The organism is Leclercia sp. 29361 (assembly GCF_011290365.1).
Lineage (GTDB): Bacteria > Pseudomonadota > Gammaproteobacteria > Enterobacterales > Enterobacteriaceae > Enterobacter > Enterobacter tamurae.
The window spans coordinates 396,614-419,881 of sequence record NZ_CP049786.1 but is presented as its reverse complement, the minus strand read 5'-3'; the positions used below and the strand labels follow the sequence as shown (position 1 = coordinate 419,881).

Below are 23,268 nucleotides of genomic sequence, written 5' to 3'. Positions count from 1 at the left end.
TCCGATAATGCCACATACGCTGATGAAACAGCTGACAGAAATGAAACTGACGGGAATGGCGGCCGCGCTGTCCTCACAGATGTAGCAACCCGGCACTTACGAAGAGCTCTCCTTCAGGGAAAGACTGGCGTTGCTGGTCACGCGCGAATCACTCGAAAGGGATCAGCGTAAACAGAAACGTCTGCTACAAAAAGCCCGCCTGAGGCTTGAAGCCTCGGTCCAGGACATCGACTACCAGCCAGCGAGAAACCTAGAACGTTCTCGGATCGCTCAGCTAAGCCAGAACGAATGGGTGGTCAGGGGGCAGAACCTGCTGATAACCGGCCCCTGCGGTTGCGGCAAAACCTATGTGGGCTGCGCCCTTGGCAACAACGCCTGCCAGCAGGGTTACAGCGTACAGTACTGGAGACTGAACCGGTTGCTGGTTGAACTGACGCACAGCCGCGCAGACGGTAGTTACCGAAAGCAGCTGGCTCAGCTGTCAAAAACGCAGCTGCTTATCCTGGATGACTGGGGCCTTGAGCCGTTGCTGCCAGCGCAGCGTAACGATCTGCTGGAACTGATGGATGGCAGATACGGAAAGAACGCCACGGTGATGATAAGCCAGCTGCCAACGGATGAGTGGTATGGCTGCGTTGGCGATAACACGCTGGCAGACGCGATCCTTGATCGTCTGATGCATAACTCCCACCGGCTGGAAATGAAGGGTGAGTCGATGAGAAAACGACTGGCACAGGTTGACTGAAAGTGAACGGTCGGTGTAATAAAAAGAAGTTAGGGCGCGTTAGGGAATAACGCGTTCACGTTCCTCCGGAATAACCGTTCAACTTCGCCAGAATACGCACGCGTACTTAATCAGTAGCCATAACATCATAAACCCTCACTAATCCTGTAAGTTAACTTGCCCTGCACCGACCTATCTCCCCAGCGCAATCCCGGTTTCGCGGTGTCTGTTACGGCCGTATTTTCTCATTTCTCGTCAGCCACGGTGAGGCTCTTTCAAGAGCTGGGTTGTATGAAAACGACAAAAACACAGCCGACAATAATTTACAAAATAACTTGTTGACCCTGTATTTACCACAGGGTTTTTAATACACATCAACAGGTGAGACGGCGATGACGCCGGTATCACCAGATGACCAGATAACCCAAGGAATATGACCATGAAAAACATCAAACTGCTTGCTGCTGCCGGTATGCTCTCCGTAGTTTCTTTCTCCGGCTTCGCCCAGTCCGTCAGCGTTACTGCTGACACCCTGAACAACGCGGAAGCGAAAATTGCCGCTATCGCCCAGGAATCCGGTGCTTCGTCCTACCGCATCACCAGTGCTGACCAGAAAAACGTTGCCCGCGTGACTGCAGTACTTGATAAGTAATCCGGGACGGTATTACCCTGAACCTGAGCAGTAAACGCGTGAGATGGTCGCAGAGGGAACTGCCGGACTGACTGCCACTATAGTGGGGGTCACCTCCGGTTCCGCCGGCGACCTCACATGCGGACACACCCTCCAGGACAACCCTATCCCTGTTGTCCGTTTTCCTTGATGACTGTTTTAGTCAGGTTACCCCCAGGTAGCCTTTTTTTTGTCCTTATCCCACCAGAAAAAACAGCGTAAGGGTGTTGACCCTGTATGAACCACAGGGTTTTTAATACACATTAACAGGTGAAACGGCGATATCTGATGAAGAGGAATATACAGATGAAAAAATTTAGCGTGACTGCAGTACTGATTCTGAATGGCATGCTCTCATCCGGAGCTATGGCAACCTCGTTCCTGCCGGAAACTTGCTCGGATATGGACATCTCTGTCCGGACAGACTATGTCAACCATGAAGACGTGAGCCACGTCTTTGACTGTCAGCCAGTGATCTGATGTAAAAAAACGGTCGGATTAATTTTCCTTTTAAGTGCGTTAGTGCCTTTGAATTTTTTTCGGGTCCAGAACTTCACCGCGGTCAGACCCAGCGGGAGCCCTGATGTCGTCACTGCCAGGCTCGAATGCATCAGGATCCCACAATTGACACCTGCATCATTCCCCGTCTTGATTAGGTGTGATTGCCTGCAAATCCTACTGCATCAGGGTTATCCCGGTGGTAGCCAAATGTTGTGGTGTCCTGAAGCAGTAGAATCTTCTCACCTTGCAGCGCATATATCCTTTGACTGGTAGCCTCGGAATGTCCCTGCAGCAGGTGCTGCTCATCAATCCTGTCACTGGAAAGGAACCGGTAAGCGGCTTTTGTTGCTGCATTATCCTGGCAGGCAAAAGGGAGGCTGTTGCCCATCCCCCGCCAGAGTTTTTGCATGAGACTTTTAAAACGACTGGCACGGCGGCGATCGCTAAAGACAGAAGAATTAATTTCCTCATCGAGCCATGAAAGCGAAGTCTGTTCCTGATTAATCATTCAACCATCCCTGAAAGTAATTTAGCTGATTATCATAATGATTACCTTAATATAATTGTGGGTAGTTGCAAGTCTCGCTGGACGCTTACAATTAACCCAATTCGCTTGATACATCAGATTGATTCCCTCCCTGAAAACAGTGCCGGTCTAAACGGAAGTCTCCTGTCTTACAACCAGCAGAAACACGGTGCATAGGGCCAATCCATGGTATAAGCAGTCAGTCTGAAAAAAAGTCTTGACCCTGTAGCCACTTCATGGTTTTTGATATGAAATGGATTCGTACTTAGTGCAGCGGTAAACAAATACCTCATTATTTTCTGCCATTTTCCCTTCGTGTTACCGCGTATATTGATATCAGGCAAGCTAAAGGAATTACCTGAATGAGAATAGTTACACTCGTAATATCTGCTGTAGCTTTGATGCCGGGAGTTACAGTCCCTAATGCGATAGCCGGTTTTATTGAAGACAGTAAGGCCAATCTCACACTCCGCAATTTCTATATTAATACAGATAATCGCAGTGGGGACGGGTTCAGTAAACAGGAAGAATGGGGACAGGGGTTCATCCTCAATTACGATTCAGGTTATACTGAAGGGCCAGTGGGATTCGGACTGAGCACTCTGGGGCTACTGGGCATCAGACTTGACGGAGGAGGTAAAGCAGGCTCACCGGCGTCAGGTCGGCAACCCGGTACAGTATTTCCGCTAGACAATGATGGCAGAGCGGTTCATCAGTTCGGTAGCCTGGGGGTTACCGGCAGGGCAAAAATATCTGATACGGAACTCCGTTATGGAACGCTTCAGCCCAAAAATCCCGTCGTTATATACAACGATGCCCGCCTTTTGCCCATGACATATCAGGGAGGACAAATATCATCAACAGATATCGACGATCTGAGTCTGACCGGCGGCGTTCTCACACATACAAAAGGACGTAACTCCACAGATATGCGCGGAATGTCCATTGCCGGAGCCAATGGAAGTGGTCCCACTTCACGGAGCAGTAATCGTTTTTATTTCGCCGGTGGTGACTATACTCTTATGAAAGACATGACTCTCTCATACTATTACGGTGAGCTGGATAATTTTTACAGGCAAAACTATATCGGACTGGCACATAACCTGAAAATCGTTTCCGGGAACCTGAAATCAGATATTCGTATATTCATCAGCGATGCAGACGGAAAGAACGGAAGTGCTGCAGGACGGAGTGCCGGATATGTAAGTACTGGTTATTACGGAAATAATCGCACAAAGGGAGAAGTGGACAACAATGTTTATAGCGGTCAGTTGACATGGTCTTCTGGAAGTCACAGTGTGAGCAGTGGTTATCAGTGGCTGACGGGGAAAAGTGACTTTCCATATCTGAATCGTGGTGATGGAGAAGGAACAAGCACCTGGTTAATTACTGATGCACAATTGCTAAAATTCAGCAGGGCGGGGGAGCGAACCTGGCTGGCACGGTACGCCTATAATTTTGCTGATGCAGGGCTCAAAGGGCTGAATCTAAGTATCCTCTATCTGAACGCCGATAATATTGATACCGGGGATGGGCGAAAGGGGGAATGGGAACGGGATATTGCCCTGAGTTATACTATCCCCGAGGGAATACTTAACGGACTTGGCATCTCCGTAAAAAATGCCACAATGCGCAGCGCTCTGCCTGACACAAGTAGAAAAGGCTCTGCTGGACAGCGTGACCAGGATGAAACCCGGGTTACAGTCAGTTATACCCTTCCTCTTCTCTGATATAGTGTTTCCGGTCTTTTGTGCTGTTGAGCAGGACAGACCGGAATGACGTTCGCAGGCAGCAGAAAATTTATATCTGGCTGTCAGTCCAGTAGTTATTTCTGTCCCGGTTCTCCACTCAGGTCCGACTTAAAACATATCGTTTTTACTGCCATTTAAATAAAGAGTAGCCTTGCATGTCATTATTATCAGTTTTAAAGTATCCGGATCCCAAATTGAAGATCATTGCAATGCCCGTCGAACATATTTCACCGATAACCCGGCAATTTATTAAGGATATGATTACCACTATGTACGGTACATCCAGTGTAGGTTTAACAGCAACCCAGGTTGGTGTTCACCAAAGGATTGCTGTAATTGATGTCCCTGAATCGCTGGTGCAACCAATAGTATTAATTAATCCGGTAATTGCTGAGAGTAAGGAAGAAAAAAATATCACGGAGGAAAAATGTCTTTCTATACCAGGAACCAGTCGTTTTGTATACCGTGCAGAGAAAATAAATGTCACCGCTCTTGATGCTTTTGGGAATACAATAAATTTTAGTGCAAGTGGTACTCTCTCGATCTGTATACAGCATATGATAGACCATATGAACGGAATTCTATTAACTAAGAGCCTATCTCAATAGGACTTTATTCCAGACGATAAGACCACAGGCAAAATGCAACATAGCCTCGTAATTTTCGGCCTTCTTTTTCCATCGGGTCAGAACCCGGCGAAAGCGATTCATCCAGCTATGAGTCCTCTCAACGCCCCAGAGAGGGGCTTTGAAGTCCCTGTTTTTAGTGGCGTCAGACTCCTCTTTACGGGACTGAATATGTGGCTCGTAACGGCGACTCTGCAGATACGTTTTCAGCCATCCAGCTTCGTAACCTTTGTCCAGACAGAGCCTGAGTTTCCACCCGGATGCCCCGTCTGAAGGGCATCGAGCGTATCCGCAACCAGTTTGATGTCGTGCGTGTTCGCTGCTGCGACGACCAGCGACAGAGGAAGCCCCCTGGCGTCCGTCAGCAGGCTGCGCTTTACGCCTTGTTTCCCTCTGTCCTTAGGATTGCGACCTGTTTTTTTGTTCCTGACAGCGGCGATTTGGTCATACAACCGTCCATCGACAACCAGGACCAGTCAATGCTGTCCAGATGCTCGCAGGCAAGCAAACCGTTCTGCCAGAAGCGCTCAAAGATGCCTGAATCGTGCCACTCCTTAAAGCGCCGGTGTGCAGGACTCGATGAACATATCCCGGTGGCGTTCAGACAACCAGTCCTGAGGAAGAAGAATATGGCATCCATGGCAGCGCGGTTATCAACGCGTTTCCGGTATGTATCGAGTGGATGGCTGGTTTTGTGCTCAGGGATACCCGGTCATTTTTTTAGGCTCGATGCAGAAAAACAATGAAGTTTCAATTTTATCATTGCAAGCCTTTCATTCACTAAAACTCTTCGGCCAATCCGAAACTGGTGACTGTAGTAATTTCTTACAGGCTAAAACTTGCAGTAACTTGAAGGTAAGGGGGAGGATGATAAAAATTCATGAAGATCGCACTGAAATAATTCATTAAATCGGTTATTGAGTTGGATTGGCGCAAAATAATTAAAAATGTCTTTAAAACATAGCGTTATCCATTGAATAACATCAGACCACTAAAATGGCCTGATGTAAAGGATGCTAATACCTATCTCAGGCATCAATAGTGATATCACCGGCAGGAATACACTGGCATGTCAAACATGCACCCTCATCAGAGGGTTCCACACCATTCAGATGCTGCACGTTCCCGGCAATCACCTTAGTTGAACAGCTTTCACATTGTCCAACACGACAACCACTAGGCATTTTAATCCCAAGTTTTTCTCCAAAATTCAGCAGAGTACCTTTATCCGTGGTCCAGGTCTCTTCTCTTCCTGATTTTGCAAAAATTACTTTATGACGTAATGAGGGATCATTATTTATTTTTGTCGGAGAACGAAATATCTCGTAGAAAATAGCAAATGCAGGTACACCTCTCTCCTGAAGCCCTCGGGATATCGCATCCATCATAGGCTGCGGACCACACATGTAATAACGAGCATTATTCTCAATAAGATATGCCTCGACATCTCCCGCACCAACATAACCAGCTCTATCATAATCCAATCCTGGAATATCACAGTCGAGGGGCTGGTTGTAGATATTAATTACTTTAAGCCTGTCAATAGACGCATTTAGCTCCGCAATTCTTTTCTTAAACGCATGTAGCCTACTATTTTGATTAGCATAGAAAAGCCAGATTTCCGGACCTTCCGCTTGGGGGTTAATAGACTCCAGATAGGAAATGAATGGAGTAATTCCAATACCGCCAGCAAATATTACGACAGGCTGGACGGCATTGAGCGGGACAATGAAATTCCCCCCAGGAGGCGTAAGTTCAACATCCTTGCCTATCTGCAAATGCGTGTTTATGTAGGATGACATTATTCCTTCTACATATTCACCTTTCTCATCAGTCGCTTTCTGATGACGGACAGAAATGGAATAGGTTTTACGGTCATGAACAAACGCAGGGCCTGTCAGCGAATACGCCCGGGTAACGATCTCTTCAGAATCGCTCATCGGACAACAGCTAACAGTGATATGCTGGCCCGGTTCATAATCAGGTAAGTAGCCTTCACTATTCGATTGGAAGGTAACTGTCGTAACATTATCTGCTTCTTTTTTCAGTTCAATGACTTTGAATGTTTTACGACCTTCCCAGGGGCGTCTTATCAGCTCAAAATCATTCAAGCGGCGAATGCGGCAGCGGAATGAACGCAAAGGTAAAGCACCGCTGACTGGATCATAGCTATCACCGCTGATTAAGCTATTGTAATTGCTACTGTACTCACCTTTAACCGGGTATGAAGGTTTGCCAAAATCAGGACAAGACTGCCACCACCCAAACTCAGCAATTACAGTTTCATGAGAGAGTTTGGCTTCCACTTTTGCTCTAAATCGAGCAAGACCTGCTCTCGTTTCAATTTCTACCCAATCCCCCGTCTTGATACCTTCTTCGTCAGCCAGAGCTGCCGAAATGTCTACCGTTGGATAAGGTGCTTTTTTTCGTAGGCTAGTCAGGCTTCGATGTTGGCTATGACAGAAGAATCCGCTTTTAACGGATGTCAGCATTAGTGGATAATCAGGATCGTTGCGCTGGTATTCTTGCGGCTGTACATACTCAGGTAAAGGATTGTAACCATAGCGATGAAGGATCTCAGAGTAAAACTCTGCACGTTTTGTTTCTGTATTGAAACCTGCCAGATATCCGCTATTTGGGTCTCTGAAAGCATATTTTCTGACTTTATGCTCAAGCGGGATATCGTAACCTTCTGGCTTATTTCTGAGCATCTCAACAGTCAAACCTAATGGTTCTAGTTGATAATTCCAGGCTGCCTCAATATTGCCGTCGAAGAACGCTTCATTCATTCCTAACCGGCATGCAAGATCGAAAACAATCTCAAGGTCGGAACGGCTTTCACCGCGCGGAGAGACCATTTTTTTTCTCAACTGAATGTGGTCCTGAGCAGCAGCACTACTTTCAAACCCGGTTCTTAGGCCTTCGCGCTCCCAGGCAGTGTTTACTGGCAGAAGGATATCAGCATACTTTGATGTAGGCGTTTCAAACAAATCTACATGGGCATAAAACTCAAGTGCCTCAAGCGCCTGTTGTCCGAGAGAAGTATCACTTTGTGAAAGTAATATGTTGGCACCAAAGCCAATTAACCCGCGAATTTTATAGGGTGTACCTTCTAATACTGAATGCCAGATATCCTGAGAATGAACCCAACCTTGTGAAGGCGGCCCGATAGGCCTTTCTTCAAGACCTAATGCTTTATCCCATTGTGATTTTGGCATCAGTGTCGGTGAATTAACCACATTCACCGGGTGGCTGGCATAGATTCGATTACATCCTTCCTGATCGAAACAACCGGTTAAAGCATACAGTGTCGCAATCGCACGTTCTGTTTGGGTGGCATTAGTGTGTTGTGCCACTCCAGACCAGCTGTGGTAGGCGATTTTCTTGGCCCCGGCAATCAAACTCGCAGCGGCTTCAATTGATGCAACAGATACCCCGGTGATACGGCTTACGTTTTCTGGGTCATAATTAGCCAACATATCTTTAAAAGATGAAAACGCCGTTTGGCAGGAAATTTTTGCACCATCAGCTATTGCAACTTCAACATTACCCTCAAGTGCAGCTGTAGGCGTCAGCGTTTCTTCAGTTCGAGTCTCGGAATCGATAAATGTGACTTGCTGGTTGTGTTCGTCCCAAACTGTATAGCGATTACTGATGGCAAGTGGGTTAATATCTTTTTCCCGAAGAAAATAACCATTATCATTTCGAACCAACAAAGGACCATTAGTCCAGTTTCGAACAAACTCATGATTAAACAGGTTTCTTTCTACCAGGAGATGGCTTAACCCCAAAGCTAATGCACCGTCAGTCCCAGGATTGACATCAAGCCAGGCATTTGCTTCTTTCGCTAAAGGTGTCGGGCGAGGATCCACGACGATCAGTTTTGCACCGTTATTTCGACCAGTACCAATCGCACTAGCCTGGGCAAGCCAAGTATTCGCGGGGTTATGCCCCCAAAGAAGGATAAGATCGGCATGGGAATAGTCAGCAACAGGGATGCCGCAGCCAAAGGTCCATCGATGTGCAACGTCTTTATGCCAGTTACATATTTCAGTTCCATAGCTGGTGTTTGGGCTGCCATAGATACGAACAAATCGCTCTAACCATTCAATTGCATCGCTGAGGGGGGTACCGCTTGGGCTCGTAAAACCGAAAGCGACAGATTCAGCTCCGTTCTCTCGTTTAAATTTTTCCAGTTGTCCGGCTATCGTTGACATAGCCTCTTCCCAACTTATACGTTTCCAGCCCGGGTTCTCGGCACCTTTAGGATGGGTTCTCTTCATCGGGTACAGAATTCTATTTGCGCTGTCCACCAGCTCAGGTGCCGCTTTGCCCTTCATACACATGGCCTTACCATTAGGATGTTCAGGGTTGGCCCGTACCTTGATCAGGTGGTCATTTGCTACTTCATTCAACGTCCCGCAACGCGAACGGCAAAGTGTGCAATATCCGGGAATAATATCTGACATTGTAAACCTCACTACTAAAAACAGTTAATATATTTTAAAAACCACATTGCTTTCTTTTCACCCAAGAATTACTAACCCAATTAATGTTAATATCATCTTGTTTTGTGGGCGTAATTTCAGTTGAAATTACTGTCATATATGGGTAGCGGCTAAGTAATTTCAGGGCCAGAATCTGATTCCTGCAAACCGTTAACATCTGCAAGATACAGTGCACGCAAAATAGGGCATTCAGGCTTATCATCCCCTGCACAGCAATCAGAAAGCGTTGTAAGTATTGATGCCATACGCTGAAATTCTTGAATTTTTACAGTCAACTCGCGGATGTGTGACTCGACTAATTTTTTCACATCAGCGCTTTGGCGCGAATGGTTACCCCAAAGACAGAGAAGTTCTCCTGTTTGCGCCAGAGAGAAACCTAACTCCCGACATCGGCGTATAAAATGCAATTTGTACACATCAATATCGCTGTACATCCGATACCCGGCTGCAGTTCTTGCAACTTCCGGTATTAATCCCGCCTCTTCGTAATAGCGGATCATTTTGGCGGAAACTCCGGATAACCGGGCAGCATCACCAATGTTCATCCTTACCTCCCAAAATGTATTCTGTTAATATCAGATCCAGTTTCAAATGACGTCGTTTCTGACACTCTTACCTTGCATACGTAGTGATACGGTTACCGTTTGGCTCATCAAGACTTAGTCGATATCCAGCCTAGACCTTCCCGTGGTGGTAAGGTCAAGAAAAAAATCATCAAGATAAGCTGTGTAAAAAACCAGATGTGACGAACATACTCATATCCCTTATGACCACATACTTAATGACTCAAAACACTCTTCTTTGGGTTTAGAAAGGATGGTTTCTCTAGTGGCATCATTTTTATATTCACCAACACTCACTAATTCCCATGATTCGACATCATTCAACAGTGCAAGCATCAACTTATTATTTAATGCATGCCCTGACTTATAAGCATGGTAGGCGCCAATAATATTATGGCCTGATACAAAGAGGTCTCCAATCGCATCCAGTGTTTTATGTCGCACAAGTTCGTTATTAAATCGCAGACCTTCCGGATTCAGAACGCTATATTCATCAAGCCCTATCGCATTGTTCAAACTTGCCCCTAACCCAAGACCTTTTTGTTGTAGAAGTTCTACATCACGAACAAATCCGAAAGTTCTGGCATCAGCAATCTCGCTAATATAGTTTTCTTTCGACACTTCAATATTTAATCTATTAGTCTCAGCAGAAATCAAGGGATGCTTAAAATCAATCATAAAATCGATCGAGAACTTTGAGTCTGGATGCAAAAGAGCCCATTTGTCGCCATCTTTTACGGAAACCGTTTTTTTTATCAGAAGATATTTTTTTAGCGCACACTGCTCTATCAAACCAGCGTGCATTATTGAGTCTATGAATCCTCTGGCACTCCCATCGAGAATGGGAAGTTCTGGAGCATCGAGCTCCACCAGGAGGTTATCAAGCCCCATGCTGGACACCGCAGAAAGGAAATGCTCGATTGTTGAAACTCGAACTCCCTGAGGGTTGATAATGCTTGTTGCCAGCATAGTGTCATGAATCTGATCGGCACGGAGCTGAATATCAACAACAGGAGTTACATCTGTTCTACGGAACCGTATGCCACTATCGGCACCAGCAGGCATGATTTTCATGTTAACGGTTTTACCGCTATGCAAGCCAATACCGTTTAATTCAACAATATTCTTGATAGTTTTTTGCTTGATCATGGAGACCTCTATTTGCTCTAGCGACTCGGCAGAACGTCCGCAACAAGGCTCCATTGATGATTCCCCCTATTGCTCTGTTCATCGTCCTCGCTACTCTCGACTTGGTTCCATTAAAAACCATGAAGTTGATATAGGGTCAAGCTTTTATACGATATACACATCAAGCATCTTGCATGAGTCGCACTGACTGACCCGGGTTAGTTACCATCATATTCTTTATGGTTGAGACCATACGGAAATCAGTGAATTAATAATATTTATTCATCCAAAACACAAATGGTTTTAAGAAAGCCTAATCCCCTTCATGTAAAATCATTCAAGATAGTCAAGTATGTTTTTTATATTGTCAATTAAGGCAACATGCAGGTCAGGGTCATCACATTCATCTGAATGGCAATAGGAAATATGTTGAAGTATAATTCTTTTTTTGAATTCTCTAACTGTACACTCCAACTCATACACCGACCGTACGATATCAATACAAGGTTCATCATCGATTAAAAAATCCTGCATTTTATTATAGTTATCAGCCAGCTCTTCTATCATAGAAATTAATACGGGGTCATTAACTAACATTGGCATATCTCTCCTCATCGTCTGAAAGTAAAGATGGACACAGCGCTGATAAATTCCAATCCCCTTGCTTGCGGTACCGACCGGGAGGAAGATGAAACTTGTTTTTAAAAGCTCTCGTGAAAGTTTGTTGCGAATTAAAACCATACTGAAGTGCAATGTCCAGGACTGTTCTGGAAGTCAATTTCAGATCAATCGCAGCACATGATAATCGACGAGCACGAACATATTCTCCCAGCGCAACACCGGTCGCCTGTTTAAACAAACGTTGAAAATGCCATCGTGAATAACCAGACTTATCAGCAATGAATTCTACTGGCAAGGTTGTATTCAATGAACTTTCAACCCATTTCAAAATATCTTTGACAACACTTTCAGAATATTTCCTGGTGTCCATCATCTCCCCCTCAAACCATATTCTATGAATATGTTCAAACCAGAATACGGTCTCTGAGTCTGTCGTCCATGAAGAACTCAGAGACCCAACTCTTTATTTTCGTAATAACCTCAGGCCATTTGCCACAACCAGAAGACTGGCACCAACATCAGCAAATACAGCCATCCACATAGTTCCCATTCCCATGAGCGTGAGTACAAGGAATACGGCTTTAATACCTAGAGCGAGGCTGATATTTTGCACGAGTAAGCTGTACGTTTGTCGGGATAATTTTACAAAGGCTGGGATTTTACGCAGGTCATCATCCATTAAGGCTACATCTGCAGTTTCAATCGCCGTATCAGTACCCATTGCGCCCATAGCAAAACCGATATCTGCTGCAGCCAGAGCCGGTGCATCATTGATACCATCACCAACCATCCCAGTGATTCCAATCCGTGAATGCTCTTCAACTGCACGATGTTTATCTTCTGGCAATTGATTCCCTCGAGCCTCATCGATTCCAACCTGAGATGCGATTGCTTTAGCTGTATGTGGGTTATCACCAGTCAGCATAATAGTTTTAACGCCAAGTTCATGAAGTTGTTCAATCGCTTCACGGCTGCTGTTTTTAACAGTATCAGCAACAGCGAACAACCCAAGCACTTGCTTACCATCATTGAGTAAAATAACTGTTTTACCTTGGCTTTCCAGCCTTTGTACTGTTGCTTTAATCTCTGATGGACAATTAAAGTGTTCTTCAGTCAAACGCAGGTTACCAAGGTAAAAATCCTTACCTGTAATCGCGCCATGCACACCTCGCCCAACAATCGCTTCAAAGCTGTCAACATCCTGCTTTTTCAAATCAGCAGAAGCATTCACAATTGCCAGTGAAACAGGGTGATCAGAGTAACTAGCGAGACTAGCTGCAGTAGTACGAACTTCACGCTCGCTCCACCCATTGAACACCATTACGTCGGTTTGTACTGGTTTCCCATGGGTAATAGTTCCTGTTTTATCCAGCGCAAGGGCTTTTAGCTTACGTCCCTGCTCAAGATAAACACCGCCTTTAATGAGAATCCCTTTGCGAGCAGCTGCAGTAAGTCCACTAACAATCGTTACTGGCGTAGAAATAACCAGGGCACATGGACACGCAATGACAAGCATAACTAAAGCTTTATAGATCCATTCCTGCCATGTTCCTGCCCCAAACAATGGTGGCAATACAGCAACCGCAACAGCAATACCCATAACGACTGGGGTATAAATCTGGGAAAAGCGGTCAACAAAACGTTGTGTAGCTGCTTTGGCGCCTTGCGCCTGCTCAACGGCATGAATGATGCGAGCAAGGGTTGTATTATTTGCAGCTGCAGTGACTTTATATTCAAAAGAGCCTGACTGATTTATTGTTCCAGCAAATACAGCATCGCCCGCAATTTTATCGACAGGCATACTTTCACCTGTAATTGGAGCCTGGTTAATGGTGGTTTGGCCTTTGACGATTTCTCCGTCGAGACCAATTCGTTCACCTGGTTTTACCCTGACAATACTGCCCAGTTGTACGCTACTGGCGTCAACTTCCTGCCATGTTCCATCAGCTTGTTGGACCATTGCAGTTTCAGGAGTCAGGTTCATCAGGGAACCTATTGCATTTCTGGCTCTATCAAGTGATTTGGCTTCTATCAGCTCGGCAATGGTGAATAACACCATAACCATCGCCGCTTCTGGCCACTGCCCAAGGACCAAAGCCCCAGTAACGGCAATACTCATTAGTGCATTGATATTCAAGTTGCCATTGCGAATCGAAATCCAACCTTTTTTGTAGGTTGTCAGACCGCAAGAAAGCACTGCTATCAAAGCCAACCCGGCTTCGAGCCAGTCAGGCATATCAGCCCAGTGCATCACTTCGGCTGCAAGAGCAGCTACGCCAGCAAGAGCTAATGGCCACCAGGGCTTTTTTTTCTCCTGGGTATTTTTCTTGCCGCTAGTATTATCAGAGACTTCTGGCGCGAATCCCAACGAGCGAATTGCAGCCATGATAGCTTCAAGCGAATCCGGTGTATGGGTTACAGTCAAAACACGCTGCATCAGGTTGAAATCAAGCTCTTTAACAGCGCTCATTCCACCCAGTTTCTTTTTGATAAGATTTTCTTCAACAGGACAATCCATCTGCATAATGCGAATTTCTGTCCGTAATCCACCAGCCACAACCTGCGAGCCCCCCAGGCTACTCAATTGTTCTGGAGCAGCGGAGCAACAATCCCCCCCATGGCCGTGATCGTGGCCTTCATGAGAATGCTCTTGCGCGGTATGAGCATGGTTACATCCCTTATGATTATGCTCATCATGCGAATGCCCTTCGCCGCCATGGCTATGGGCATCATGATTATGGCCTTCATGGTTATGACCTTCATGGTTATGACCTTCATGGGAATGATCATCACTGCATTTCTTGTGATTATGAGCCTGCTGATCATGTGCATGATCATTTGCTTTATGTGATTCACCAGTATTCTTAACCCGGAGTCCTGTCCCTAAATTGAACGTTTCACAGCAACTAGCCGCTTCGTCTCCTGCAGGGTTTTTGCTATTTTTTACACCACCACTCATTTTCATTGCCTCATCTGTTAACTATACTGACGATTAAAGACCCTAATCTAACTACAGGGTCAAGCGCATAAGGGGGGATGCATGAAAATTGGTGAATTGGCCCGTAAGGCGGGTTGTCCGGTGGAAACTATTCGGTACTATGAGAAAGAAGGATTACTTCAGGCTCCATTAAGAGATATTGAAAATAACTATCGCCGTTACAACAATACTCATCTGGAAAAGTTATTATTTATCCGACGCTGCCGCTCTCTTGATATGACCCATGAGGAAATACGTGCATTGCTACTGGCAATGAATAATCACGGTAAAGACTGTGGCCCCATTGATGCAATAATCAGTGCCCATCTCACTCATGTTCAGCATCGTATTAAAGAATTAATAGCCCTGGAAATACAACTCAAAGAACTTAATAACTATTGCAGCTCAGACCGGAGCGTGGACGAATGCGGGATAGTACAGAAATTGACTGCTGATGAAGAGAATGGTGATCTTCCTTTAACCGTACCAACTGACCACTTGGGGGGGGGGCATTAGTGGTGTGCGCTTATAAGTTGATTAGACTGATGGCGTAACACAAGCCCATACAGCTTTGTGTTACGCCATCTTGCCCTTAAAATAAGGGGTCAGGCTTTTTCCATTTCGTTACCACGAGAACGACGTTGCACTGCCCCTTCTCTCTTACCGGGATGGCTTTTAGCGTCAGCGGTCATTAATGTCTGGAGTATTGGGCATTCAACTCGCTCATCCCCAGCACAGCTTTTGATCAGAGCTCTGAGTGTATCTGCCATTCGTCGCATATTTTCCATACGTCGCTCTAAATCATCCATATGCTCTTGTGCCAGACGTTTAACATCGGCGCTCTGGCGAGATTTGTCATTCCATAACTTGAGCAAATCGGCTATCTCTTCAAGAGAAAAACCAAGATCGCGCGCACTGCGGATAAAAATCAGACGATGGACATCATTGGGTGCATAATCACGGTAGCCCGCTTCGGTACGGCCAGTAGCAGGAATCAGACCAATTTGCTCGTAATAGCGAATCATCTTTGCGGAGATTCCTGATTCGTTCGATGCTTTACCAATGTTCATAGCTCCCCTTTTCTTAGTGCTCAGAGTCTTCTGCCAGCGGAGGCTGGAACCGACGCAAACGAAGTGCGTTGCCCAGGACAAATACACTGGATAGCGCCATCGCGCCTGCAGCAAAGATTGGTGAAAGCAGCAATCCATAGGCAGGGTACAGCAGGCCTGCTGCTACAGGGATCAATGCGGCATTATAACCAAACGCCCAAAAAAGATTTTGCCTGATGTTACCTATGGTTGCCTTAGACAATCCAATAGCATTAGGCACACCCTGTAGGTTGCCGGACATTAAGACAACATCAGCAGATTCCACCGCTATATCGGTACCTGTACCAATTGCAAGCCCAATATCTGCCACGGCTAAAGCTGGGGCATCATTAATGCCATCACCAACATAAGCGACCTTACCGTAAGACTCCTTCAACCGACGAACTGCTTCAATTTTCCCTTCTGGCAACACTTCGGCAACCACTTCATCAATACCAAGCTGTCTCGCAATCGCATTTGCTGTATTGGCATTGTCACCGGTAATCATTGCGACTTTGAGCCCCAGTTGGTGCAATGCATTTATGGCAATCGGCGTACTTGATTTAATAGGGTCAGCGACTGCGATAATGGCAGCCAGACGTCCATCAATAGCAACATAGAGTGGCGATTTTCCTTCGTTTCCAAGGCGTATCGCAGTCTTTGAAAAATACTCGATATCCAAGCCTAACTCACGCATAAATCGATCGGCCCCGACCTCTACGCGCTCTCCGTCTACGGTAGCCCTGACGCCCATCCCAGTAATTGAATCAAACTCAGTCAACGCTGGCAGCGATATCTCTTTTCCTAGAGCAGCTTCAACGATAGCGCGGGCAATAGGATGTTCCGAACGTGATTCAACAGCGGCAACTTTTGCTAATACTAAGTCAAGCTCAAACCCTTCGGCCAACTCCAGGTCTGTCATTACTGGGCGCCCTTCAGTCAAAGTACCTGTTTTGTCTACAGCGACAACCCTGGCATCTTTAAGCAACTGCAGAGCTTCTCCCTTACGGAACAAGATCCCCATTTCTGCACCACGCCCAGTACCTACCATGATAGAGGTTGGGGTAGCCAATCCCATTGCACATGGGCAGGCAATGATCAATACAGCCACGGCATTAACCAGTGCGAAAGACAGGGCCGGTGATGGCCCAAATGTTAACCAGGCAAGGAAAGTTAACAACGCTGCCAGCATCACCACAGGAACAAACCATAATGTCACCTTATCGACCACGGCTTGTATAGGTAGTTTAGAGCCCTGGGCTTGCTCTACCATTCTGATTATTTGTGACAACATCGTCTGGCCACCAACGGCTGTTGCACGCAACCTCAATGCTCCTTTCTGGTTAACAGTCCCGCCAACCATTAAGCTTCCGGGAACTTTCTCTACGGGGATAGGCTCCCCCGTTATCATCGATTCATCGACAAAACTTGTTCCTTCACTCACCTCACCATCAACAGGTATCCGCTCACCTGGTCGAACTTCGATAATGTCATCAAGGGCTACATCACTAATGGGAATATCGATGACAATGCCGTTACGCAGCACATGCGCCTCTTTGGCCTGCAATCCAACCAAACGCTTGATAGCCTCAGACGTTCGACCTTTAGCCCGCGCCTCCATAAATCGTCCTAAAAGAATAAGAGCGACGATTACCGCAGCAGCTTCGTAATACACATTGACGGTACCTTGAGGCAAAAGACCTGGAGCAAAGGTCGCAACCATTGAATAACCGAACGCAGCGAGAGTCCCGACGGAGACGAGAGAGTTCATGTCTGGGCCAAGTCTTAATAACGCGGGAATACCTTTCAGGTAAAAGCGCCGCCCCGGAATAGCCAACACCAGCAATGTTAATACAAACTGGAGATACCAGCTTTCCTGGAGCCCAATGGTATCCATTATCCATTGATGCATTCCCGGTATCACATGCGACCCCATTTCCAGAATAAATACTGGTAACGCAAGTACGGTCGCCAGAACTAAATCTTTCTTCAACGCAACCTTTTCAGCATCTTTTTTTTCTGCGGCACTATCATTATTCTGGCTTTGGTTATCAACCAGGCTGGCTTCATAACCGATTTTTTCGATAGCAGTTATGAGGTCATCAGCTCCAGCGGTTCCACGTACAGTGGCTCTTTCAGTAGCTAAATTAACAGTGGCTTCTTTTACGCCTTTAACCGCTCGGAGCGACTTTTCGACACGCCCTACGCATGATGCACATGTCATGCCCTGAACTGATAACTCTACAGAAGCTTGAGGAACCTCATAACCAACCTTTTCAACTGCTTCAACCAACGCCATACGATTAACTAATGCATTTAGGCGGATATCTGCACGCTCTGTTGCAAGGTTAACGCTTACGCTTTGTACGCCTTCAACCTTAGCCAGAGCGGCTTCAACTCGTCCAACGCAGCTTGCACAAGTCATTCCCTCAATGGGCAAGCTGACTTGAGTTTCACCATCATTAGAATGCTGTTTTTTTTGAATGCTCATGATGTATTTCTCATCGTTATGGTCAGATAAAGAACAACCTTAAGGCTTACCATCGTGGGAAGGTCAAGCGCATTATTTTGAACATGCCGATGCCGTGGAAGGAATGGATATAAAAACCCTTTACATGAACACATATTCATATGTTATATTGAAGGCATCATGTATAACCAACCGCTTGAGGCCCTATGTCACAATCACATGATCACGAGCATGACCATACTCCAGCAGTAACCAGTGCAAACGAGCGTAAAGTCCTTATCTCCTTCCTCATGATATTCACATTTATGGTGGTCGAAGCTGTTGGAGGGATACTTTCTGGCTCATTAGCATTGCTGGCAGATGCAGGCCACATGCTTACAGATGCAGTAGCTTTGGCGCTGGCTTATGCGGCATTCCGTTTTGGCCGTCGAGCTGCTGATAGCAAACGAACCTTTGGATATTTGCGATTTGAAGTCATCGCGGGATTCTTTAATGCCCTGACACTCTTCGCTATTGTGGCGTGGATTGCATATGAGGCATGGGAAAGGTTACAAGCTCCACCAATTATACTGGCAGGCCCAATGCTGATCGTTGCCATTGCAGGATTGTTGGTCAACATATTGGTATTATGGATCATGACCCGTGGTGAGACCGATCATGTTAATGTCAAAGGTGCTATTTTACATGTGATGGGTGATCTATTGGGTTCTGTTGGCGCTATTGTCGCCGCTATTGTCATTTACTATACGGGCTGGACACCGATTGACCCAATACTTTCCGTTCTTGTCGCAGCACTGGTTTTACGTAGTGCCTGGAAATTATTAGCAAAATCGCTGCACATCCTGTTAGAAGGAGCGCCTGAAGATGCCTCCCCAGACAAGGTGGAACAGAGACTAATCAGTTCTGTTAAGGGCTTAGCAGCCGTAAGTCATATTCATGTCTGGCAAATAACCTCAGGTCGGACGATGGCAACACTGGAAGTAAGAGCCAAGGAAGATGTGGACGTAAAAGACGTTGTGAAGCTTGTAAAACAAGAACTTTATGAGCAGTTCAAAATAGAACATGCAACTGTGGGAATCGACTGGAATTACGATCAAAACGATAATACATGCAGCCTTTCACCGACAAAACTGCGTAACGAACACGAACACGAACACGAACACGAACACGAACACGAACACGGAAAAAAGCATAACCATTCTAGTCCAGGCCACAAACATTAATCAGGCCTCTGGTGATGCACTATCAATTTAGGAGGGAGAATCATAATGTCCAGCACATCAGATTGCGGCAACATACAAGACTGTTCCGCGACAGATCATGTCGCGGAGCCAGATCTATCAATGCTCTCGCAAAACGACATTGGGCAACTTTCCGAGATTTTCCATCTACTGGGGGACCAGTCAAGACTACGAATCCTGCTTTACTGTATGCGTGGTTCGGTCTCTGTAGGCGACATTGCTGAGTCGCTCCAGTTATCACAATCTCTGGTCAGTCATCATCTGAGGTTGTTACGAAGTGCAAGGCTTGTTCGCGGAGAGAGAAAGGGTAAGTACATATTTTATAGCATAATGGATCACCATGTAAGTCATGTTCTTCAGGACATGGTATTTCACATAGCTGAAGAATAACCCGAATAAATTTTGATAAGTAGAGCTTCTGTAATTCCAACTCACCTTAGTTTTTCATTACTTTGGTGAGTTGTTTCATCATTAATTTATTAAAACCTTAATAATAAACTTTTAACAATGAAACCGGCCCCCTTCCCTTGTATGCAATAAATACATTATGGTTCGCTACTACCAGATAAAGCGAAGTGAGCAGGCCACCTCCCGAAGGAAAAACCTTGCTTTGCAAGATTATTGATTAGCCACGGATAATCTAAATAGCTGCGCCGAATAGTAGATCACTTTGAGGGAACTCAGCCCGGATTGTGCGATCTGATCAATCGCCAAATCAAAAAAATCACCAACCGGACTGAGCAATGCCGATCATAGCACCCATTCCCCGCAGCGAACGACACCTGATGCAGAAAACCATCCATAAAACGTGCGTTAAAAATTATGCCCGCAGACTGACCGCCATGCTGATGTTGCACCGGGGAGACCGTGTCAGTGATGTCGCCAGAACACTCTGCTGCGCCCGTTCATCTGTAGGGCGATGGATTAACTGGTTTACCCAATCGGGTACTGAAGGTCTGAAATCATTACCCGTCGGGCGTTCCCGCCGCTGGCCCTTTGAGCATATCTGCACATTGTTACGTGAACTGATAAAACACTCTCCCGGTGATTTTGGTTATCAATGTTCACGCTGGAGTACGGAGTTACTGGCAATAAAAATCAACGAGATAACCGGATGCCGGCTACATGCCGGAACGGTGCGTCGTTGGTTGCCATCTGCCGGGCTGGTATGGCGGAGAGCTGCGCCGACACTGCGTATCCGTGACCCACACAAAGAAGAAAAAATGGTCGCTCTCCATGAGGCACTGGCGAAATGCAGTGCGGAAAACCCAGTGTTTTACGAAGATGAAGTGGATATTCATCTCAACCCGAAAATCGGAGCTGACTGGCAGTTACGCGGGCAGCAAAAACGCGTTGTCACACCGGGCCAGAATGAAAAGTACTATCTTGCCGGTGCGCTGCACAGCGGTACGGGAAAAGTCAGCTACGTGGGCGGTAACAGCAAAAGCTCAGCCTTATTTATCAGTCTGTTAAAGCATCTTAAAGCGACATACCGGCGGGCAAAAACGATTACGCTCATTGTCGATAACTACATCATCCACAAAAGCCGTGAAACGTTGCGCTGGCTGAAAGCAAACCCAAAGTTCAGGGTCATTTACCAGCCGGTTTACTCGCCGTGGGTCAATCATGTCGAACGGTTGTGGCAGGCACTTCATGAGACAATTGACCTGCCCCCACGATTAGATACAACACTCAGTTAGTAACGTCGGAATCTTCATTCTCAGAATGACCCTTTCTCCAGCCCGCTGCAAATTCAGACGGTGTCTGATAATTCAGCGTGGAGTGCGGGCGGCATTCGTTATAATCCTGCCGCCAGTCATTAATAATTTTCCTGGCATGAACGATATCGCTGAACCAGTGCTCATTCAAACATTCATCGCGAAATCGTCCGTTAAAGCTCTCAATAAATCCGTTCTGCGTTGGCTTGCCCGGCTGGATTAAGCGCAACTCAACACCATGCTCAAAGGCCCATTGATCCAGTGCACGGCAAGTGAACTCCGGCCCCTGGTCAGTTCTTATCGTCGCCGGATAGCCTCGAAACAGTGCAATGCTGTCCAGAATACGCGTGACCTGAACGCCTGAAATCCCAAAGGCAACAGTGACCGTCAGGCATTCCTTTGTGAAATCATCGACGCAGGTAAGACACTTGATCCTGCGACCGGTGGAAAGTGCGTCCATGACGAAATCCATCGACCAGGTCAGATTGGGCGCCGCCGGACGGAGCAGCGGCAGACGTTCTGTTGCCAGCCCTTTACGACGTCTTCTGCGTTTTACGCCCAGGCCACTGAGGTGATAAAGCCGGTACACGCGCTTATGATTAACATGAAGCCCTTCACGGCGCAGCAACTGCCAAATACGACGGTAGCCAAAACGCCTGCGCTCCAGTGCCAGCTCAGTGATGCGCCCTGATAAATGCGCATCAGCAGCCGGACGGTGAGCCTCATAGCGGCAGGTCGACAGGGATAAACCTGTAAGCCTGCAGGCACGACGTTGCGACAGACCGGTCGCATCACACATCAACATCACGGCTTCCCGCTTCTGGTCTGTCGTCAGTACTTTCGCCCAAGAGCCACCTGAAGCGCCTCTTTATCCAGCATGGCTTCGGCAAGCAGCTTCTTGAGTCTGGCGTTCTCTTCCTCAAGCGACTTCAGGCGCTTAACTTCAGGCACCTCCATACCGCCATACTTCTTACGCCAGATGTAAAACGTGGCATCGGAAATGGCATGCTTGCGGCAGAGTTCACGGGCGGGTACCCCAGCTTCGGCTTCGCGGAGAATACTGATGATCTGTTCGTCGGAAAAACGCTTCTTCATGGGGATGTCCTCATGTGGCTTATGAAGACATTACTAACATCGGGGTGTACTAATCAACGGGGAGCAGGTCAATACATCGTGCCAAAATTTAGAGTGCTTCACAAATACCATGCATACAACATAAAAAAGATAGCCTTGAATCATTATCCTGAATATGTATGGAAATGACATTCCGAATACAACCATATCTGCCATTTAAAACTCTTTCCAATATATGATAATGTTATTATTATTTCATGTATATTTAAAATTAGATAAACAAAAACAGACAATGGATAAACAAAAAAAGACATTATTATTGAATAACAATGATTGTTATATGGTTTATTTAGGCAGCTTGGGCATTTCATGTCACGTGATTTAAGATCTAGGTATTTATTCTTTTGATTCAGAGTCAAGCTAGAGTTGTTTGAAGGGAAGGGGATGGGAATGCGTGAGTTTCAGCCTCCAACTACCTGTAAAGACATATTTTGAAACCTATATAAATGGGATAAGAAAAAATATCTTCAGTGTAAAACGATAAAAAAATCGCTATATCTTATTGATCATATGTGAATTTTCTTGTCTAAGAAAAATTTCTCGATAAGTGGATGTTCAAGACAGTCTGCGCTATACAAATAAATACAATAAAAAGTGTTGACCCTATAGTAGTTACAGGGTTTTTAATGGTCATCAACAGGAAACGAGCAATATGCTCTTATGATGAACATTAACTTTATTAGGATTATCACTATGAAAAATATCAAACTTCTCGCAGCAGCTGGTCTTCTCTCTGTTGTCTCATTCTCTGGTATGGCGCAGACTGTCAGCGTAACTGCTTCCACTCTTGACAGTGCAGAAGCAAAAATTGCTGCTAAAGCAAAAGAAGCACAAACGTCATACAAAATTCTTTCTGCTTCTACTGGCAATAGAGTTCACATGACCGCTATTCTAGGAGAGTAGCGATGTAACTGCTTGAAATAGCAATGTTTTTATTTATCCATTGTGATTCAAATATAATGTGCCGATTTATACAAGCATATTACCTTCCTTTATCTTGAGTGATGTTTTAGGGCTGCCTG

At 46.0% G+C, this 23,268-nt stretch carries 18 protein-coding genes and 3 pseudogenes; 10 read left to right on the top strand and 11 right to left on the bottom strand.

Annotation, left to right across the window (positions count from 1 at the left end; all coding sequences use genetic code 11):
• The first annotated feature begins 7 nt into the window (after nucleotides 1–7).
• From istB to G7090_RS01980, 3 genes and pseudogenes are all read left to right on the top strand, one after another.
• A pseudogene (istB, locus tag G7090_RS01990) lies at nucleotides 8–745 on the top strand (IS21-like element helper ATPase IstB).
• A 418-nt stretch (nucleotides 746–1,163) separates the two neighbouring features.
• Entirely contained in the window at nucleotides 1,164–1,376 is a 213-nt protein-coding gene (locus tag G7090_RS01985; protein WP_016154425.1) for a DUF1471 domain-containing protein, read from the top strand.
• Nucleotides 1,377–1,700: 324 nt separating this feature from the next.
• Nucleotides 1,701–1,874 carry a hypothetical protein gene (locus G7090_RS01980; protein ID WP_023336671.1) on the top strand — a complete coding sequence of 58 codons (174 nt, stop codon included), beginning with the start codon at nucleotides 1,701–1,703 and terminating at the stop codon, nucleotides 1,872–1,874.
• Between the two features lie 172 nt (nucleotides 1,875–2,046).
• On the opposite strand, the gene G7090_RS01975 is transcribed toward G7090_RS01980, so the two are convergent.
• A complete protein-coding gene (locus G7090_RS01975) occupies nucleotides 2,047–2,403 on the bottom strand; it encodes a transposase DNA-binding-containing protein (protein ID WP_016154428.1) in 357 nt (118 codons plus the stop codon).
• 380 nt (nucleotides 2,404–2,783) lie between these two features.
• Between G7090_RS01975 and G7090_RS01970 the strand changes: the two genes are divergently transcribed.
• Both G7090_RS01970 and def read left to right on the top strand, forming a co-directional pair.
• Nucleotides 2,784–4,151 carry an OprD family outer membrane porin gene (locus tag G7090_RS01970; protein ID WP_023336670.1) on the top strand — a complete coding sequence of 456 codons (1,368 nt, stop codon included), beginning with the start codon at nucleotides 2,784–2,786 and terminating at the stop codon, nucleotides 4,149–4,151.
• Nucleotides 4,152–4,327: 176 nt separating this feature from the next.
• On the top strand, nucleotides 4,328–4,780 hold the full coding sequence (gene def, locus G7090_RS01965; protein ID WP_016154430.1) for a peptide deformylase: 453 nt from the start codon (nucleotides 4,328–4,330) through the stop codon (nucleotides 4,778–4,780).
• Here the strand turns inward: def and G7090_RS01960 are convergent.
• The 7 genes and pseudogenes from G7090_RS01960 to G7090_RS01930 form a co-directional block, all read right to left on the bottom strand.
• Nucleotides 4,769–5,504: pseudogene (locus G7090_RS01960) on the bottom strand (IS5 family transposase). The gene def and the pseudogene G7090_RS01960 sit on opposite strands and share 12 nt — an antisense overlap.
• Nucleotides 5,505–5,826: 322 nt before the next feature.
• A complete protein-coding gene (locus G7090_RS01955; protein ID WP_023336668.1) occupies nucleotides 5,827–9,267 on the bottom strand; it encodes a molybdopterin-dependent oxidoreductase in 3,441 nt (1,146 codons plus the stop codon).
• A gap of 149 nt (nucleotides 9,268–9,416) precedes the next feature.
• Nucleotides 9,417–9,851, bottom strand: a complete 435-nt coding sequence (gene cueR / locus G7090_RS01950) for a Cu(I)-responsive transcriptional regulator (protein ID WP_023336667.1) — start codon at nucleotides 9,849–9,851, stop codon at nucleotides 9,417–9,419.
• Nucleotides 9,852–10,070: 219 nt separating this feature from the next.
• A complete protein-coding gene (lpxC, locus tag G7090_RS01945; RefSeq protein ID WP_023302364.1) occupies nucleotides 10,071–11,018 on the bottom strand; it encodes a UDP-3-O-acyl-N-acetylglucosamine deacetylase in 948 nt (315 codons plus the stop codon).
• 312 nt (nucleotides 11,019–11,330) lie between these two features.
• Nucleotides 11,331–11,600, bottom strand: a complete 270-nt coding sequence (locus G7090_RS01940; RefSeq protein WP_224788372.1) for a hypothetical protein — start codon at nucleotides 11,598–11,600, stop codon at nucleotides 11,331–11,333.
• Nucleotides 11,584–11,991, bottom strand: a complete 408-nt coding sequence (locus G7090_RS01935) for a helix-turn-helix domain-containing protein (RefSeq protein ID WP_080396553.1) — start codon at nucleotides 11,989–11,991, stop codon at nucleotides 11,584–11,586. Before G7090_RS01935 ends, G7090_RS01940 begins: the two co-directional genes overlap by 17 nt.
• Before the next feature lie 90 nt (nucleotides 11,992–12,081).
• Complete coding sequence (locus tag G7090_RS01930) at nucleotides 12,082–14,577, bottom strand: heavy metal translocating P-type ATPase (RefSeq protein WP_023336665.1); 2,496 nt, start codon at nucleotides 14,575–14,577, stop codon at nucleotides 12,082–12,084.
• An 81-nt stretch (nucleotides 14,578–14,658) separates the two neighbouring features.
• On the opposite strand from G7090_RS01930, the gene G7090_RS01925 reads away from it, so the two are divergent.
• Nucleotides 14,659–15,111, top strand: a complete 453-nt coding sequence (locus tag G7090_RS01925; RefSeq protein ID WP_023336664.1) for a Cd(II)/Pb(II)-responsive transcriptional regulator — start codon at nucleotides 14,659–14,661, stop codon at nucleotides 15,109–15,111.
• 89 nt (nucleotides 15,112–15,200) lie between these two features.
• Here the strand turns inward: G7090_RS01925 and cueR (G7090_RS01920) are convergent, their stop codons facing one another.
• Entirely contained in the window at nucleotides 15,201–15,665 is a 465-nt protein-coding gene (gene cueR / locus G7090_RS01920; protein WP_016154433.1) for a Cu(I)-responsive transcriptional regulator, read from the bottom strand.
• A gap of 13 nt (nucleotides 15,666–15,678) precedes the next feature.
• Nucleotides 15,679–18,174 carry a heavy metal translocating P-type ATPase gene (locus G7090_RS01915; protein WP_166181357.1) on the bottom strand — a complete coding sequence of 832 codons (2,496 nt, stop codon included), beginning with the start codon at nucleotides 18,172–18,174 and terminating at the stop codon, nucleotides 15,679–15,681.
• Nucleotides 18,175–18,359: 185 nt separating this feature from the next.
• On the opposite strand from G7090_RS01915, the gene G7090_RS01910 reads away from it, so the two are divergent.
• The 3 genes and pseudogenes from G7090_RS01910 to G7090_RS01900 all read left to right on the top strand — a co-directional run.
• Nucleotides 18,360–19,376: a cation diffusion facilitator family transporter gene (locus tag G7090_RS01910; RefSeq protein WP_023336662.1), complete on the top strand. Its 1,017-nt coding sequence runs from the start codon at nucleotides 18,360–18,362 to the stop codon at nucleotides 19,374–19,376.
• 45 nt (nucleotides 19,377–19,421) lie between these two features.
• Nucleotides 19,422–19,784: a helix-turn-helix transcriptional regulator gene (locus G7090_RS01905; RefSeq protein ID WP_016154435.1), complete on the top strand. Its 363-nt coding sequence runs from the start codon at nucleotides 19,422–19,424 to the stop codon at nucleotides 19,782–19,784.
• 353 nt (nucleotides 19,785–20,137) lie between these two features.
• Nucleotides 20,138–21,058, top strand: a pseudogene (locus G7090_RS01900) (IS630 family transposase); the annotation flags it as partial.
• Nucleotides 21,059–21,086: 28 nt separating this feature from the next.
• Here G7090_RS01900 and G7090_RS01895 read toward each other — a convergent pair.
• Nucleotides 21,087–22,207 (bottom strand): IS3-like element ISSen4 family transposase gene (locus G7090_RS01895; protein ID WP_096147877.1). Its coding sequence is split into 2 segments (ribosomal slippage): nucleotides 21,087–21,949 and nucleotides 21,949–22,207, totalling 1,122 coding nucleotides; the frame shifts between segments, so codons are not numbered across the junction.
• A 732-nt stretch (nucleotides 22,208–22,939) separates the two neighbouring features.
• Here G7090_RS01895 and G7090_RS01890 point away from each other — a divergent pair.
• The gene (locus G7090_RS01890) at nucleotides 22,940–23,149 is read left to right on the top strand and encodes a YdgH/BhsA/McbA-like domain containing protein (RefSeq protein ID WP_032645162.1); all 210 of its coding nucleotides are present in this window, start codon (nucleotides 22,940–22,942) and stop codon (nucleotides 23,147–23,149) included.
• Nucleotides 23,150–23,268: the final 119 nt, after the last annotated feature.

Coding starts and splice junctions, on each gene's coding strand:
- G7090_RS01985 (WP_016154425.1), top strand. CDS start 1,164: ATGAAAAACATCAAACTGCTTGCTGCTGCCGGTATGCTCTCCGTAGTT.
- G7090_RS01980 (WP_023336671.1), top strand. CDS start 1,701: ATGAAAAAATTTAGCGTGACTGCAGTACTGATTCTGAATGGCATGCTC.
- G7090_RS01975 (WP_016154428.1), bottom strand. CDS start 2,403: ATGATTAATCAGGAACAGACTTCGCTTTCATGGCTCGATGAGGAAATT.
- G7090_RS01970 (WP_023336670.1), top strand. CDS start 2,784: ATGAGAATAGTTACACTCGTAATATCTGCTGTAGCTTTGATGCCGGGA.
- def (WP_016154430.1), top strand. CDS start 4,328: ATGTCATTATTATCAGTTTTAAAGTATCCGGATCCCAAATTGAAGATC.
- G7090_RS01955 (WP_023336668.1), bottom strand. CDS start 9,267: ATGTCAGATATTATTCCCGGATATTGCACACTTTGCCGTTCGCGTTGC.
- cueR (WP_023336667.1), bottom strand. CDS start 9,851: ATGAACATTGGTGATGCTGCCCGGTTATCCGGAGTTTCCGCCAAAATG.
- lpxC (WP_023302364.1), bottom strand. CDS start 11,018: ATGATCAAGCAAAAAACTATCAAGAATATTGTTGAATTAAACGGTATT.
- G7090_RS01940 (WP_224788372.1), bottom strand. CDS start 11,600: ATGCCAATGTTAGTTAATGACCCCGTATTAATTTCTATGATAGAAGAG.
- G7090_RS01935 (WP_080396553.1), bottom strand. CDS start 11,991: ATGATGGACACCAGGAAATATTCTGAAAGTGTTGTCAAAGATATTTTG.
- G7090_RS01930 (WP_023336665.1), bottom strand. CDS start 14,577: ATGAGTGGTGGTGTAAAAAATAGCAAAAACCCTGCAGGAGACGAAGCG.
- G7090_RS01925 (WP_023336664.1), top strand. CDS start 14,659: ATGAAAATTGGTGAATTGGCCCGTAAGGCGGGTTGTCCGGTGGAAACT.
- cueR (WP_016154433.1), bottom strand. CDS start 15,665: ATGAACATTGGTAAAGCATCGAACGAATCAGGAATCTCCGCAAAGATG.
- G7090_RS01915 (WP_166181357.1), bottom strand. CDS start 18,174: ATGAGCATTCAAAAAAAACAGCATTCTAATGATGGTGAAACTCAAGTC.
- G7090_RS01910 (WP_023336662.1), top strand. CDS start 18,360: ATGTCACAATCACATGATCACGAGCATGACCATACTCCAGCAGTAACC.
- G7090_RS01905 (WP_016154435.1), top strand. CDS start 19,422: ATGTCCAGCACATCAGATTGCGGCAACATACAAGACTGTTCCGCGACA.
- G7090_RS01890 (WP_032645162.1), top strand. CDS start 22,940: ATGAAAAATATCAAACTTCTCGCAGCAGCTGGTCTTCTCTCTGTTGTC.